Consider the following 15,357-nt stretch of genomic DNA (forward strand, 5'->3'; position numbering starts at 1 on the left):
TAACCAGAGCCCGGGCGTCGGCTCCATGAAATATGTGCACGGTCCCCTGTAGGAGCTGACGAGTGCAACGAGGCTGCGATCTTTTGATCTTGGTTGCCACCAACAGATCGCAGCCTCGTTGCACTCGTCAGCTCCTACCAGAGGTGGATTTCAGAACGGTGGCGATTGCTTGAGTAACTCTGCTGCCGGCGAGTCGGTCGGGCTGACCACCGCATAGTTGTAGCCCGGCCCTGACCAGTAATCGGCCTGCAGATCGCCATCGCTGCGCGAGCCACGCGGCAGCAGGGTGTTTTTCGGCCCCGGTGGACGCAGGTAAAAGCTCACTTTGTGACCGCTGCCATCCTCATACATCACCATCGCCGCCGCGCCTTCATCGGTGCTGAGCAAGCGCCCGCTGACCGGCTCGAATCCGGCAGCTTTCAAGTCCGGCAAGCGCCCGGCACCGCTGAAGTAGCGGTCGAGCCAATGCTGCATGTCGCCGTCGCTGTCGACCTTGTAATCGGCGGGCAGTACGCCTTGCTGGGCGATCAGGCGATAGGCTTGCAATGCGTCAGTCATCGGCAATGGCGCAGGGCGCGCCAGGGTCATTTCCCGCGCCTGCCAGCCACTGAAACCACCAATGCTCACGGCAATGAGCAGCACCGCCGCGCTGGCCAGGTGCCGACGGGACTGCTGGCGGCGGCGCTGGCGAATCATCATCGGGTCGAGCGCCGGATTGGCCGGTTGCTGCAAGGCGCCACTCAGCGCTGCGCGCAACTTTTGGGCATCGCGTTGCCAGGCGCGCACCTGAGCCGCTTCTTCAGGGTGGCTGGCCAGCCAGGTCTCGAGCACGCGCCGATCGGCGTTGCTGAGCTGGTGGTCGACGTAGGCGTGCAAATCTCGTTCGCTGGGAGGCAGGCTGATCATTTGAGTATCCGCAAGGAAGGGCTGCTGATTTCGCCGTCGCTGAGTTGGCGCAAGGCCTGGCGGGCGCGGGACAGGCGCGACATCACGGTGCCGATCGGGGCGCCGAGGATCTCGGCGACCTCTTTATAGGACAGGCCTTCCACCGAGACCATCAGCAGCAAAGCGCGCTGTTCGGTGGGCAGGCGTTCGAAGGCTTGCAGGGTCGACTGGGCAATCACGGTGCGTTCCACCGACGGCTCGGCGTCGTCACGACCTGTGAAAAATTCCAGCATCCGCGCATAGCGCCGCGAACGACGGTGCGCATCGAGAAATTGCCGATAGAGGATTGCAAACAGCCAGGCGCGCAAGTCGCCCTCGGCGCGTTTCTCGCCCCACGCCGACAGCGCCCGCTCGAGGCTGGCCTGGACCAGATCGTCAGCGCTGCTGCTGTTGCGCGTCAACGACACGGCGAAGCGGCGCAATCTGGGAATGATTTCTCTCAACTGTTCGTCGAATTCGCTCATGAATGTCTGCTGGTCGCTACGCTGTGGACTAGGAAGACGCCCGTCAGCGCAGGTTATTCCCCGTGCGCAAAAATAAATACCGCGCCGTGGAATAAACCCGGACGGGGTGCGTCTTGCTGACTCTTTCCACTTGTGGCCGATGGCCTGGAGATATTCATGGTTGATCGCTCGTCCCCCAACGCTGCACCGCCCGGCAGGCCGCCGCGCCAGCCACTGAGCGCCGCGAGCCTGGTTTTTCGCCTGGGCGGCATTGCCTTGATTGTCGCCGCTGTGGCCGGGGCGTTTGCCTACGTGCATGGCAACCTTGACCCACAACGATTGACGCCAAAAGCGTTGGTCGATGTGCTGGAAAAGAACAACGGCGTGCATCCCGGCTTTCGTCGCAATCACGCCAAGGGCGTGTGCGTGATCGGCCATTTCGAAAGCAGTGGCGAGGCGCGGGCATTCTCTACAGCACAAGTGTTCAACCTGCCGCAGACACCGGTGGTGGGGCGTTTCGCCTTGCCGGCCGGCAATCCCTATGCGCCGGACAGCGCCGTACCGATCCGCAGTCTGGCGCTGCGCTTCACCCAGGCGAACGGTCAGCAATGGCGCACCGGCATGAACAGCATGCCGGTGTTCCCGGTGGGCACGCCTGAAGCGTTCTACCAATTGCAGCAGGCGCAGTCGCCGGATCCAGCCACCGGCAAGCCCGACCCGACGAAGGTGCCGGCGTTCTTCGCCGCGCACGCGGAAGCCGTGCCGTTCTTGACGTGGGTAAAGACCGCCAAGCCTTCGGCCAGCTACGCGACCGAAACCTATAACAGTATCAATGCGTTCTATCTGGTCGATGGCAACGGTAAAAAGCAGGCCGTGCGCTGGAGCATGACCCCGTTGGCGCAGGACGCGGCAGGTGCCGCAGCCCCAGAAGGCGCCGATTTTCTCGAGAAGGACCTGGTGCAACGCCTGGCCGCCGCACCCTTGCGCTTCCAGTTGAACATCACGTTGGCCAACGCCGACGACCCGGTCAACGATGCCAGCAAGACCTGGCCCGCTAATCGCAAAGTGCTGAACGCCGGGACTTTGGTGCTGGAGAAAACCCAGCCGCAGCTCAGCGGTGAATGCCGCGACATCAACTACGACCCGCTGGTGCTGCCGGCCGGGATTCAAAGCTCGGAAGATCCACTGCTGGCCGCGCGTTCTGCCGGCTACGCCGATTCCTACCTGCGTCGCACCAGCGAAGTCAGCCAGTTGCCCGCCGCCAAACAGGAGGCTCGTCCATGAGCAAGCAACCGACGCATTTCGTTTTGCTGGCGCGCCTGCTGCACTGGCTGATGGCGCTGATGATCATCGCCATGCTGTTTATCGGTGCGGGCATGGTCACTTCGGTGTCGTCTCGCCATGAATGGCTGATTCATTTGCACAAGCCGCTGGGCATCGCGATTCTGGCGCTGGTGATCGTGCGCCTGCTGGTGCGCTTCACCACCCGCCAACCGCCGCTGCCGGATGATCTGCCAGGCTGGCAGGTGCTGGCAGCCAAGGCTTCCCACGTCTTGTTGTATGCGTTGATGCTGGTGTTGCCGCTGCTCGGCTGGGCGATGATCAGTGCCTCGGGCGAGCCGGTGATGCTCACGGCGTCGCTGCATCTGCCGTCGATTGTGCCGGCTGACGCGCAACTGTTTGCGGTGCTGCGCAAGTCCCATGGCTATCTGGCGTATCTGCTGTTTCTGACGGTGCTGCTGCACCTGGCGGCGGCGCTGTTTCATGGCTGGGTGCGTCGTGACGAAGTTCTCGACAGCATGTTGCGCGGGCGTGATCGCGGCTGACCCTGTAACGCAAAAGATCGCAGGTCGGCTGCGATCTTTTGTCGTTACAGAGGAGGGGATCAGCGCAGGGTGTCGACCATGTCGGCGAGGGTGGTCAGCACATCCTTGCCCAATTGCTTGGAACGTTTGCCCGACCAGCCGGTGATCTTGTCCGGGTGGTCGTCGTGGTCCTTGAACGGCATCTCCAGGGTCAGCGACAGGCAGTCGAATTTCTGCCCGACGCTGTTGCAGGCCAGGGTCATGTTGGCCTGTCCCGGTTCGTCGCGGGTGTAGCCGTAGGTGGTCTGGAAGTCTTTGGTGGTGTGCTTCAGATGGCTGCGGAAATGCTCTTCAAGCTTTTCGATGCGAGGTGTAAAGCCAGGATTACCTTCACAGCCGGCGGTAAAGACGTGGGGGATTTCCTCGTCGCCGTGCACGTCGATAAACGCATCGACGCCATATTTTTCCATCTGCTGCTGGACGAAAAGCACTTCCGGACTGATGTCCTGGCTAGCGTTCTGCCAGGCTCGGTTCAAGTCCTGACCCATGGCATTGGTGCGCAGATGGCCATGGAAGGCGCCGTCCGGGTTCATGTTCGGCACCAGATACAGATCGGCGCTGGCCAGCAGTTTGTTCAATACCGGATCGTCCTGGCGCTCCAGACGCTCAATCACGCCTTCCATGAACCATTCCGCCATGTGCTCGCCCGGATGCTGCTGGGCAATGATCCAGATCTTGCGCTGGCCTTCGGCACCGGTGCCTTTGCGCAGCAGCTGAATGTCGCGGCCCTCGACACTTTTGCCGGTCGCCAGCAATTCGGTGCCAGCCTTGCTCAGCGCCTGCTCGATCAACCAGTCGTGGCGGCCGCGGCTGTAGGGCTCGAAGTAGGCGAACCAGGCGTGGGTCTGTTCGGCTTCGAGGCAAAAGCGCAGGCTGTCGCCTTCGAAGCTGGTGGGGATGCGGAACCAGTTGACGTGGTCGTAGGAAGCGACTGCCTGATAGCCGGTCCAAGCCTTGTTATAGGAGGACTGGCTGGCGTTGACCAGACGAAACCAGTGTTCCTGATGCACATGCAGGCCGCTGGCCTTGAAATGGAACCACTGAAAATGAGCGCTGCGGGTGTCCGGGCGGATGGCCAGAACCGGATTGAGCGGGTTGCTGATGTCGATGACTTGGATATTGCCGCTGTCGAAATTGGCGCTGATGTCGAACGAAGATTTGGCCACGGTCATAATCGCTTCCAGAGCAGGATTTTTATGACCGGTACTTTACACGCAGGCAGGGCTGAAACCGAGGGGAATTGCGGGTGTAGCGGGGGGCGTCTTCCGTGACGCGCCAGCAGCTTAGAGGCTATGCGATTGATTCTCAAGTGCTGATTGCCATTAGTTTTGCCCAATGTGGCCGGGATCGGCTTGCCAATCAATATTCTTTTGCTATTATCCGCGCCATCGAATTTGCAGCACCCAAAGACTTCATTAGCCTGAAGACACAAGCCCGAAAAACGGGCAAAAAAAGACCCGGCAAAAAGCCGGGTCAAAAACCGTGATTAGCCTGATGAGGAGATAGTCCAGAAGACCGACCTAAGGTCTCTGGTCCATCGACTGATCTCGCGACCAGCTGCTTGCAATAATAATCATTATCATTTGCAAGTCAAATGTTTTTATCTGCGCGATGGGAAAATTCTTTCCTGTCCGCCCGTACCTTGTCCGCCGTGACTTCGTCGTTGTCGATCGAATGGTCGACCATCGCCCGCGCCATATCCACCATGTGCACCACCGAAAAGGCCAGATCGCGACTGGTGCCTTGCAGGTTTTCTGCGGCCTTGAACGCGGTGGCGGCTGCACATCGCAACAGATCCGAGGCATGCACCAGCGCTTCCTCGCCGCTGAGATGGCCTTTGACATTGAAAAAACGTTCGTCCGTCTCGGGTTCTGAAACAGCCGGTTTCAAGTAGTAATCCAGCGCGCGCTGTGCGGCGGCATTGCCTTGAGGGGAGGTGAAGCTGGTGTCGATTTGCAGATCGGGCAGGTCTTTGCTGCTGATGTTCATCATGAAACGTCACTCCATGTTCGATTGAAAGTCCGTTTCCTTAGGATAGTACCGCCTGTATTTGTGACGAGAATTTAAATACTACAATATGTGTTTTGCCGGTCGAAGACGTCCGCGTAAGGTGCGGCACATGGATAAATGGATTGAGTTGGTCAAGGCCAAGATGAGTGAGCTCAAAGTCACTCAAACAGAGCTCGGAGAGCGCGTCGGCATGTCCCAGGGCGGGATCGGTCATTGGCTGAACAAGCGTCGCGAACCCGGTGTTACCGAAATGAACCGCGTGCTCAAGGCGCTGGGAATGGACTTCCTCGAAGTCGTTCTGGTGATCCGCGAACCGCAGCCGACGCCGGAAGACGAAATGCCGCTGGCGCAGAAGTACAACCCGTACTTCCGTTATCCGGTCTGCGATTGGCGTGCACCGTGCGAAGTGCGTGACACTGCGGCGAGCTATCCCGGAGCATCAGCGAAGCAGCGCTTCGAACTCACGGATTACCACGCTCGCGGCGGTGCGGCATTCTGGCTGACAGTAACCGGGGATTCGATGACCGCGCCGAGCGGCCAGAGCGTTGCCGAGGGCATGCTGATTCTGGTCGATCCGGAGTTGGAGGCAGTGCCTGGCAAACTGGTGATCGCCCAGTGGCCGGACAGCGAAGAAGCGATTTTCCGCAAACTCGACGAGCAGGCCGGCCAGCGCTACCTGGTTCCGCTCAATCCAACCTGGCCGAAAACCCTGCTAACCGATGAATGCCGGATTATCGGCGTGGTGGTTCAGGCGACGGCGCGTTACTGAACGGATCGATCCTCGCTCAAGGCCAGGATCGATCCTTTTATTTCATCCCTCTTCCAGTTCAACCAAAGCGCTGCCTTCGCTGACCATATCGCCTTCCTGGCAATACAGCGCTTTGATCACACCGGCATGCGGCGCGCGGATGCTGTGTTCCATCTTCATGGCTTCAAGCACCACCAGTTGCGCCCCGGCCTCAACCGACTGTCCCGTTTCGATCAGCACGCGCACGATGCTGCCGTTCATTGGCGCGGTCAGACCGCCCTGATGGCTGTGGCTGGCTTCAACGGCACTGATCGGATCGAACGCTTCGATGCGCCGCAACTCGCCGTCCCATTCCAGATACAACGCGCCACCCTGACGCATCGCCCGCAATGTGCGGCGCACGCCGTCATGCTCGACGACCAGCGCTTCGCCCAGCAGTGTCGCAGAGGCCGCAGAGCCCAAAGTCAGCGCGCGATCCTGTCCCTCGCAGCTCAAGTGCAAGGTGATTTGCGCCGGCAAACCTGCGCGCAAACCACTGCCGCAAGACCAGGGCGAGGCGGGATCATCCGCCCGCGCACGCTTCGGCAAACTCTGCGCAAATGCCTGCGCCGCCGCTCGCCAGAACTCATCGCTCAACGTGCCCGGCGCTGGCAGCAATTGCTCCTGATAGCGCGGAATAAACCCGGTATCCAGCTCTGCCGCCGCAAACGCCGGATGCGCGATGATCCGGCGCAGGAAATTGATGTTGGTCTTCAGCCCGCCAATCGCAAACTCGTCGAGCATGCTCAACAGACGCAAGCGTGCCTGCTCGCGATCTTCACCCCAGGCAATCAGCTTGCCGAGCATCGGATCGTAGAAGGGCGATATCGCGTCACCTTCCTCAACGCCGCTGTCTACCCGCCGCCCCGGTCCCTGTGCCGATTCGCGGTACAGATCCAGACGCCCGGTGGCCGGCAAAAAATCATTCGCCGGATCTTCGGCATACAAACGCACTTCGATCGCGTGACCATTGAGCGGTACCTGCGCCTGGGTGATCGGCAGCGCTTCCCCACGGGCGACGCGAATCTGCCAGGCGACCAGATCCAGCCCGGTGATTGCTTCGGTCACCGGGTGCTCGACTTGCAGCCGCGTGTTCATCTCCATGAAGAAAAACTCGCCGCGCGCATCCAGCAAAAACTCCACGGTACCGGCGCCGACATAACCGATCGCCTGCGCCGAACGCACGGCCGCTTCGCCCATTGCCCGGCGCAACTCGGGCGTCAGACCCGGCGCCGGGGCTTCTTCGACGACTTTCTGGTGACGGCGCTGGATCGAGCAATCGCGCTCGTTGAGGTACAGGCAGTTGCCGTGCTGATCGGCGAACACCTGAATCTCCACATGACGTGGCTTGAGCAAATACTTTTCCACCAACATCCGCGAGTCGCCAAACGACGATTGCGCTTCGCGCTGCGCCGAGGCGAGGGCTTCAGCGAGTTGGCTGACATCCTCGACCACTTTCATGCCTTTGCCGCCACCCCCCGCAGTGGCCTTGAGCAGCACCGGATAACCGATGCGTTCGCAGGCTTCGCGGAAGGTGTCGAGGTCCTGCGCCTCGCCGTGATAGCCCGGCACCAGTGGCACGCCGGCCTTTTCCATCAGCGTCTTAGCGGCGGATTTGCTGCCCATCGCATCGATGGCCGAGGCGGGCGGGCCGAGGAAGATCAGCCCGGCGCCTTCGATGGCGCGGGCGAATCCGGCGTTTTCCGATAGAAAGCCGTAGCCGGGATGAATCGCCTGGGCACCGCTGGCCTTGGCGGCGGCGATCAATTTATCGATTTGCAGATAACTCTCGGCAGCCTTGCTGCCGCCCAGATCCACACGGATATCGGCCTCACGGCTGTGCCGCGCATCGCGGTCGGTGGCGCTGTGCACGGCGACGGTGGTCAGGCCCAAGGCCTTGGCGGTGCGCATAACCCGGCAGGCGATTTCGCCACGGTTGGCCACCAGCAGGGTGGTAATCACAGGTGCGCTCATCAACGCGACTCCTTGGTGGATGCGGCTTGCCAGTTCGGTGGGCGTTTTTGCAGGAAGGCGCGCAAGCCTTCCTGGCCTTCAGGGCTGACGCGAATCCGCGCGATGGCATTTTCGGTATAGCGGCGCAGGGCCGGGGTCAGCGCGCCGTTGCCGACTTCGCGCAGCAAGTCCTTGCTGGCGCGCATCGCGGCCGGGCTGTTGAGCAAAAGGTTGTCGATCCACTGTTCGACCTGTTGCTCCAGTTCCGCCGCAGGATAGCTTTCGGCGAGCAAGCCGATCTCCCGCGCCCACTGCCCGCTGAAGCGCTCGGCGGTCAGCGCATAACGCCGCGCCGCCCGCTCACCGATCGCCTGCACCACGAACGGGCTGATCACGGCCGGTGCCAGACCGATGCGTACTTCCGACAGGCAGAACTGCGCGTCATCGGCGCCGATCGCCATGTCACAGCAACTGATCAAGCCCAGCGCGCCACCAAACGCCGCGCCCTGAACCACGGCCAGCGTGGGGATTTTCAGTTTGGCGAGGTTGTACATCAGCTCGGCCAGCTCGCGGGCGTCGTCGAGGTTGGTGTGGTAATCGAGTTCCGCTGATTGCTGCATCCACGCCAGGTCGGCACCGGCACTGAAATGCTTGCCGCGCCCGCGCAGCAGCAGGAAGCGCAGGCTCGAATCGCTGGCCACCTTGTCGAGGGCGAGGATCAGTTCGCGGATCATCTCGGCGTTGAAGGCGTTGTTTTTCTCCGCGCGATTGAGCCATAGCGTCGCGAAACCGCGTGGGTCGTTTTGCAGTTCGAGGGTATTGAAGTCGTTCATCAGATTCTCCCCATCACATCCGGAACACGCCGAAGCGGCTCGGTTCGATTGGCGCGTTCAGCGACGCGGACAAGGCCAGGGCCAGTACGTCGCGGGTCTGCGCCGGATCGATGACGCCGTCGTCCCACAGCCGCGCGCTGGAATAGTAGGGGTGACCCTGTTCTTCGTACTGGTCGAGAATCGGCTGCTTGATCTCGGTCTCCTGCTCGGCGCTGAACGCCTGACCGCTGCGTTCGGCTTGTTCGCGTTTGACCTGCACCAGAACGCCTGCGGCCTGTTCGGCGCCCATCACGCCGATCCGCGCGTTCGGCCACATCCACAAAAAACGCGGATCGTAAGCGCGCCCGCACATGCCGTAGTTGCCGGCACCGAAACTGCCGCCAATGATCACGGTGAATTTCGGCACCTTGGCGCAGGCCACCGCGGTCACTAGTTTCGCGCCGTGCTTGGCGATGCCGCCGGCCTCGTATTTCTGGCCGACCATGAAACCGGTGATGTTCTGCAGAAACAACAGCGGGATGCCGCGCTGGCAGGCCAGTTCGATGAAGTGCGCGCCTTTCTGCGCGGCTTCGGCGAAGAGGATGCCGTTGTTCGCCAGAATCGCGATCGGGTAGCCATGCAGGTGAGCGAAACCGCAGACCAGCGTGGTGCCGAACAGCGCTTTGAATTCATCGAACACCGAGCCGTCGACCAGCCGCGCAATCACTTCGCGCACATCGAATGGCTGCTTGGCGTCAGCCGGAACCACGCCGTACAACTCGTCGCTGGCGTACAGCGGCGCAATCGGCGTGCGCTGCTGCACCTCACCGAGTTTGCGCCAGTTGAGGTTGGCGACGCTGCGGCGGGCGAGGGCGAGGGCGTGTTCATCGTTCTCGGCATAATGGTCGGCCACACCAGAAGTCTTGCAATGCACATCGGCGCCGCCGAGGTCTTCGGCGCTGACCACTTCACCGGTCGCGGCTTTCACCAGCGGCGGGCCGGCGAGGAAAATCGTCGCCTGGTTGCGCACCATGATCGCCTCGTCCGCCATCGCCGGCACATACGCGCCGCCAGCGGTGCACGAACCCATGACCACGGCGATCTGCGGGATGCCCATGGCGCTCATGTTGGCCTGGTTGAAAAAGATCCGCCCGAAGTGCTCGCGATCCGGAAACACTTCGTCCTGACGCGGCAGGTTGGCGCCGCCCGAGTCCACCAGATAAATGCACGGCAGGCGATTCTGCTGGGCGATGGTCTGCGCGCGCAGGTGTTTTTTCACGGTGAGCGGGTAATACGAGCCACCTTTCACCGTCGCATCGTTGGCGACGATCATGCACTCCACGCCTTCAACGCGACCAATCCCGGCGATCACCCCGGCAGCCGGGACGTCTTCGCCATACACGGCGTGAGCCGCCAGTTGGCTGATTTCGAGAAACGGCGAGCCCGGATCGAGCAAGCGATTGATGCGCTCGCGCGGCAGCAATTTACCGCGCGAGGTGTGGCGTTCCTGAGCTTTGACGCCGCCACCCTGCGCCACTTGGGCGAGCAGGGTGTGCAGCGCGTCGACCTGTTTGAGCATCGCCGCACTGTTGGCGGCGAACTCCGCTGAACGCGGGTTGAGCTGAGTGTGCAGAATCATGGGGCTTACTCCGTAAGCAGCTTCTAGCTACAAGCGGCAAGCTGCAAGTTGGGGCGAGAGCGTGGTTCTCTTGCAGCTTGTAGCTTGCGGCTTGCAGCTGACGAGATTCATTTCGTCTCGTTGAACAGTTCGCGGCCGATCAGCATGCGCCGGATCTCGCTGGTGCCGGCGCCGATTTCGTAGAGCTTGGCGTCGCGCAGCAGGCGGCCGGCGGGGAATTCGTTGATGTAGCCGTTGCCGCCGAGAATCTGGATCGCGTCGAGGGCCATTTGCGTGGCGCGTTCGGCGGTGTAGAGGATCACCCCGGCCGCGTCCTTGCGCGTGGTTTCGCCGCGCTCGCAGGCCTGGGCCACCGCGTACAGATAGGCGCGGCTGGCATTGAGCTGGGTGTACATGTCGGCGACTTTGCCCTGGATCAGCTGGAATTCGCCGATGCTCTGGCCGAACTGCTTGCGGTCGTGGATGTACGGCACGATCAGGTCCATGCACGACTGCATGATTCCGGTCGGGCCGCCGGAGAGCACCACGCGTTCGTAATCGAGGCCGCTCATCAGCACTTTCACGCCACCGTTGAGCACACCGAGGATGTTCTCTTCCGGTACTTCGACGTCATCGAAAAACAGCTCGCAGGTGTTGGAGCCACGCATGCCGAGCTTGTCGAACTTGTTGCTGCGGCTGAAGCCTTTCCAGTCACGCTCGACGATGAACGCGGTGATGCCGTGGGGGCCTTTTTCCAGGTCGGTCTTGGCGTAGATCACGTAGGTATTGGCGTCCGGACCGTTGGTGATCCAGGTTTTGCTGCCGTTGAGGACGAAGCGGTCGCCGCGTTTGTCGGCGCGCAGTTTCATCGAGACCACGTCGGAACCGGCGTTGGGCTCGCTCATCGCCAGGGCGCCGACGTGCTCGCCGCTGATCAGCTTCGGCAGGTATTTGCTTTTCTGTTCGTGATTGCCGTTGCGGTTGATCTGGTTGACGCAAAGGTTGGAGTGCGCACCATAGGACAACGCCACCGACGCCGAGCCACGGCTGATTTCTTCCATCGCCACCACATGCGCGAGGTAACCCAGACCTGCGCCGCCGTACTCCTCCGCCACGGTGATGCCGAGCAGGCCCATGTCACCGAATTTGCGCCACATGTCTGCGGGGAACAGGTTGTCGTGGTCGATCTGCGCGGCACGCGGGGCGATCTGATCGGCGACGAAGGACTGCACCTGATCGCGCAGCATGTCGATGGTTTCACCGAGGGCGAAATTCAGGGATGGATAGCTCATGAGGCACCTTTTGGCTTTTTTATCGGGTGGAGCGCACGACGAATCGGCGTTCAGCTTTACGTTAACGTAAAGCTTCCAGAGGTCGACTGTCAATCGCCTTTACGTAAGCGTCAACTTGGGCGAGAGTAAGGGCAGTTCAGGATCAGATATCGGTTTGTTTCTGGTGGGAGCGAGCCTGCTCGCGAAAGCGCTGTCTCAGTCGCCCTAAAGGGTGAATGACGCAGCGTATTCGCGAGCAGGCTCGCTCCCACAGGGATTCAAAACCGGGAAAACCCACTAATAAAGACAATAGGGGTCGTCATGGATCAACCCAGTGCAAACCTGCAGCGCAGCTACACCCGTGGCTCTCAGGACAAAGCCCTGCTGGCGATGACCATCGGTCAGCGTTTCGATCAGACTGTCGCGCAATACCCGGACGGCGAGGCTTTGGTGGTGCGCCATCAACGGTTGCGGTATTCGTGGGGGCAACTGGCCGAGGCGGTGGATGAGCAGGCCAGAGCCTTACTCGCGCTGGGCTTGCAGACCGGCGATCGCCTCGGCATCTGGGCACCGAATTGCGCGCAGTGGTGCATCACCAAGTTCGCCACGGCGAAGATCGGCGTGATCCTGGTCAATATCAATCCGGCCTATCGCTGCTCCGAACTCGAGTACGTGCTCAAGCAATCCGGCTGTCAGTGGCTGGTCTGCGCCGGAGCATTCAAAACCTCGAATTACCACGAAATGCTCCAGGGCCTGGCGCCAGAATTGGCCGAGCACGCCATCGGTCAGCTGCGCAGCGAACGCCTGCCGGAGCTGCGCGGCGTGATCAGCCTCGATGCGAATCCGCCGCCCGGTTTTCTGCCATGGTCGCAGCTCAGCGATCTAGCGGTCAGCGTCTCGCCCGATCAATTGCGTGAACGCAGTGCCAGCCTGCATTTCGATCAACCGGTGAACATCCAGTACACCTCCGGCACCACCGGTTTCCCCAAGGGCGCAACCCTTAGTCACTACAACATTCTCAACAACGGCTACATGGTCGGCGAAAGCCTCGGCCTGACGGCGGCCGATCGTCTGGTGATTCCGGTGCCGCTGTATCACTGCTTCGGCATGGTCATGGGCAACCTCGGTTGCGTCACCCATGGCAGCACGATGATTTACCCCAACGACGCTTTTGATCCGGCGCTGACCCTGCAAGCGGTGGCCGAAGAAAAAGCCACGGCGCTGTACGGTGTGCCGACCATGTTCATCGCCATGCTCGATCAGCCGCAGCGGCAGACCTTCGACCTGTCGAGCCTGCGCACCGGGATCATGGCTGGCGCCACCTGTCCGATCGAGGTCATGCGCCGGGTCATCAACGAGATGCACATGAGCGAAGTGCAGATCGCCTACGGCATGACCGAAACCAGCCCGGTGTCGCTGCAGACCGGGCCGGAGGATGAGCTGGAATTGCGCGTCACCACCGTCGGGCGCACCCAGCCGCAACTGGAAAGCAAGATCATCGACACCGCCGGCAACCTCGTGCCGCGCGGCACCATTGGCGAATTGTGCACGCGCGGTTACAGCGTGATGCTCGGTTACTGGAACAACCCGCAGGCCACCGCCGAAGCCATTGATGAGGCGGGGTGGATGCACACCGGCGACCTGGCGAGCATGAACGATGAGGGTTACGTCAACATCGCCGGGCGGAACAAGGACATGATCATTCGTGGCGGTGAGAACGTTTACCCCCGTGAGCTGGAGGAGTTTTTCTTCACTCATCCGGCGGTGGCCGACGTGCAGGTGATCGGCATTCCGTGCCCGCGCTACGGTGAGGAAATCGTCGCCTGGATCAAATTCCACCCCGGCCACAGCGCCTCGGAGCTGGAGCTGCAAGCCTGGTGCAAGGAACGCATCGCCCACTTCAAGACACCGCGTTACTTCAAATTCGTCGACGCGTTTCCGATGACGGTGACGGGGAAGATCCAGAAATTCAGGATGCGCGAGATCAGTATCGAGGAGCTGAAAACAATCGACCGATAACCACGTCTTCTGTGGGAGCGAGCCTGCTCGCGAATGCGGTGTGTCATTCAGCGCAAATGTGTCTGATACACCGTTTTCGCGAGCAGGCTCGCTCCCACAGGGATGCAGTGATAGAGAGACGAATCACAGAAAGCACAAAGGGGAGCCGAAGCTCCCCTTTAATTTGTCGTTGCGTGCTCTTTTTATTATTGAGGGTCGGTCTGTTGTTGTTTTTGGCAACCGTGGCCCTGTACAGCTTTTTGGCGACCCCCATCCGGGGTCAAGAGCAAACGTATTTTTTTGAGCGCTGATCTGCTTTCTCGTTTAACGATCCAACCGATTCGGGAGCTACCTGAGGGTAGTTTTATTGTTCTCTGCCCGGTTGCGGGTCACTCCTTAGAGCACCCTGAAAAGCACACCTTCTCCAAAAAAATCTGTTAGCTGCGTCTCTGCCGTGTTGTTCTTGTTATGTCAGAGTCGTTTCGTCTTGTTTTTATTGGTTTGCGGCTTTTTATTCTTGTTATGCGATAGAGATAGCAGGTGTCGTGCCAACTTTTAAAAGCCTTTATAAATCAACAACATAACTTTTTAAGGCTTTTTCGACTCCAGGCAAAGCCAGACAATTTGTTTCCGTGTTACTCGCTTTTGCCCACATCGCTGACGCAGCGGTAACACCTCACTGCGCGCTGCGCGCCTTGGCCACCCGCGAACCGCTCGGACGGCCGAGCACTGCGCTGATCTGCTGGCCCGCGGCAATCAAGGCGTCCAGATCGATACCGGTCTCGATGCCCAGGCCATCGAGCAGGTACACCACGTCCTCGGTGGCAACGTTACCGCTCGCGCCTTTGGCGTACGGGCAGCCGCCGAGGCCGGCGATAGAGCTGTCGAACACCGCAATGCCTTCGAGCAGGCTGGCATATATATTGGCCATGGCCTGGCCGTAGGTGTCGTGGAAATGCCCGGCGAGTCTGTCCCGTGGCACCTGCGCCGAAACCACCTCGAACAGGCGCCGGGTCGCGCCGGCCGTGCCGGTGCCGATGGTGTCGCCCAGCGACACTTCATAGCAGCCCATCGCGTACAGCTCGCGCGCGACCATCGCCACTTGCTCCGGCGCAACCGTGCCTTCATACGGACAGCCCAGCACACAGGAAACGTAACCGCGCACGGTAACGCCGTGTTGTTTCGCCGCTTCCATGATCGGCGCAAACCGCGCCAGGCTTTCGCTGATCGAGCAATTGATGTTGCGCTGCGAGAACGCCTCGGAGGCGGCGGCGAACACCGCGACTTCCTTGACCCCGGCGGCGAGCGCGTCTTCAAAACCGCGCAGGTTCGGCGCCAGTGCACCGTAGGTCACGCCGGGTTTGCGCTGGATCTGCGCGAACACTTCGGCGGATCCGGCCATCTGCGGCACCCATTTCGGCGAGACGAAACTGCCGACTTCGATGTAGCCAAGCCCGGCGGCGCTCAGCGCATCGACCAGTTGCACCTTGTCAGCGACGCTGATCGGCTGGGCTTCGTTCTGCAGGCCATCGCGCGGGCCGACTTCGATCAGGCGTACTTGGGAGGGGAGGGACATGGGTGGGACCTGCCTGTTTTTTTTGAGTTCACGAAGAACCCTGTGGGAGCGAGCCTGCTCGCGAAAGCGGTGGATCAGT

At 60.9% G+C, this 15,357-nt stretch carries 14 protein-coding genes; 5 read left to right on the plus strand and 9 right to left on the minus strand.

The features are described from left to right. Positions 1-150: 150 nt before the first annotated feature. Positions 151-906 (minus strand): anti-sigma factor family protein, encoded by a 756-nt coding sequence (locus tag AB4N47_RS06450; protein WP_341637136.1) that lies wholly within the window; start codon positions 904-906, stop codon positions 151-153. After that, positions 903-1,409, minus strand: a complete 507-nt coding sequence (locus AB4N47_RS06455; RefSeq protein ID WP_016775320.1) for an RNA polymerase sigma factor — start codon at positions 1,407-1,409, stop codon at positions 903-905. Before AB4N47_RS06455 ends, AB4N47_RS06450 begins: the two co-directional genes overlap by 4 nt. 156 nt (positions 1,410-1,565) lie before the next feature. Between AB4N47_RS06455 and AB4N47_RS06460 the strand changes: the two genes are divergently transcribed. Further along, positions 1,566-2,672, plus strand: coding sequence for a catalase family peroxidase (locus tag AB4N47_RS06460; protein ID WP_341637137.1), 1,107 nt, complete (start codon positions 1,566-1,568; stop codon positions 2,670-2,672). Beyond that, complete coding sequence (locus tag AB4N47_RS06465; protein WP_024013443.1) at positions 2,669-3,214, plus strand: cytochrome b; 546 nt, start codon at positions 2,669-2,671, stop codon at positions 3,212-3,214. Before AB4N47_RS06460 ends, AB4N47_RS06465 begins: the two co-directional genes overlap by 4 nt. A 59-nt stretch (positions 3,215-3,273) precedes the next feature. Here the strand turns inward: AB4N47_RS06465 and AB4N47_RS06470 are convergent, their stop codons facing one another. Continuing rightward, the gene (locus AB4N47_RS06470; RefSeq protein ID WP_122698442.1) at positions 3,274-4,425 is read right to left on the minus strand and encodes a M14 family metallopeptidase; all 1,152 of its coding nucleotides are present in this window, start codon (positions 4,423-4,425) and stop codon (positions 3,274-3,276) included. A gap of 95 nt (positions 4,426-4,520) precedes the next feature. On the opposite strand from AB4N47_RS06470, the gene AB4N47_RS06475 reads away from it, so the two are divergent. Further along, positions 4,521-4,739: a hypothetical protein gene (locus AB4N47_RS06475; RefSeq protein ID WP_460154440.1), complete on the plus strand. Its 219-nt coding sequence runs from the start codon at positions 4,521-4,523 to the stop codon at positions 4,737-4,739. A 104-nt stretch (positions 4,740-4,843) separates the two neighbouring features. Here the strand turns inward: AB4N47_RS06475 and AB4N47_RS06480 are convergent, their stop codons facing one another. Continuing rightward, positions 4,844-5,242, minus strand: coding sequence for a DUF6124 family protein (locus tag AB4N47_RS06480; RefSeq protein ID WP_038862224.1), 399 nt, complete (start codon positions 5,240-5,242; stop codon positions 4,844-4,846). 130 nt (positions 5,243-5,372) lie between these two features. Here AB4N47_RS06480 and AB4N47_RS06485 point away from each other — a divergent pair, with 130 nt between their 5' ends. Then, on the plus strand, positions 5,373-6,032 hold the full coding sequence (locus AB4N47_RS06485; protein WP_071172928.1) for a LexA family protein: 660 nt from the start codon (positions 5,373-5,375) through the stop codon (positions 6,030-6,032). 42 nt (positions 6,033-6,074) lie between these two features. Here the strand turns inward: AB4N47_RS06485 and AB4N47_RS06490 are convergent, their stop codons facing one another. From AB4N47_RS06490 to AB4N47_RS06505, 4 genes are all read right to left on the minus strand, one after another. Beyond that, positions 6,075-8,024, minus strand: a complete 1,950-nt coding sequence (locus AB4N47_RS06490; RefSeq protein ID WP_341637139.1) for an acetyl/propionyl/methylcrotonyl-CoA carboxylase subunit alpha — start codon at positions 8,022-8,024, stop codon at positions 6,075-6,077. Further along, the gene (locus tag AB4N47_RS06495; protein ID WP_460154441.1) at positions 8,024-8,836 is read right to left on the minus strand and encodes a gamma-carboxygeranoyl-CoA hydratase; all 813 of its coding nucleotides are present in this window, start codon (positions 8,834-8,836) and stop codon (positions 8,024-8,026) included. Before AB4N47_RS06495 ends, AB4N47_RS06490 begins: the two co-directional genes overlap by 1 nt. Positions 8,837-8,849: 13 nt before the next feature. Continuing rightward, positions 8,850-10,454 (minus strand): carboxyl transferase domain-containing protein, encoded by a 1,605-nt coding sequence (locus AB4N47_RS06500; protein ID WP_056788823.1) that lies wholly within the window; start codon positions 10,452-10,454, stop codon positions 8,850-8,852. 107 nt (positions 10,455-10,561) lie between these two features. Further along, the gene (locus AB4N47_RS06505) at positions 10,562-11,725 is read right to left on the minus strand and encodes an isovaleryl-CoA dehydrogenase (RefSeq protein ID WP_460154442.1); all 1,164 of its coding nucleotides are present in this window, start codon (positions 11,723-11,725) and stop codon (positions 10,562-10,564) included. 300 nt (positions 11,726-12,025) lie between these two features. On the opposite strand from AB4N47_RS06505, the gene AB4N47_RS06510 reads away from it, so the two are divergent. Beyond that, entirely contained in the window at positions 12,026-13,723 is a 1,698-nt protein-coding gene (locus tag AB4N47_RS06510; RefSeq protein ID WP_341637142.1) for an AMP-binding protein, read from the plus strand. A gap of 655 nt (positions 13,724-14,378) precedes the next feature. On the opposite strand, the gene AB4N47_RS06515 is transcribed toward AB4N47_RS06510, so the two are convergent. After that, a complete protein-coding gene (locus tag AB4N47_RS06515) occupies positions 14,379-15,278 on the minus strand; it encodes a hydroxymethylglutaryl-CoA lyase (RefSeq protein WP_122691939.1) in 900 nt (299 codons plus the stop codon). Positions 15,279-15,357: the final 79 nt, after the last annotated feature.

The sequence above is a fragment of the Pseudomonas sp. S3_G06 genome, from assembly GCF_054667565.1.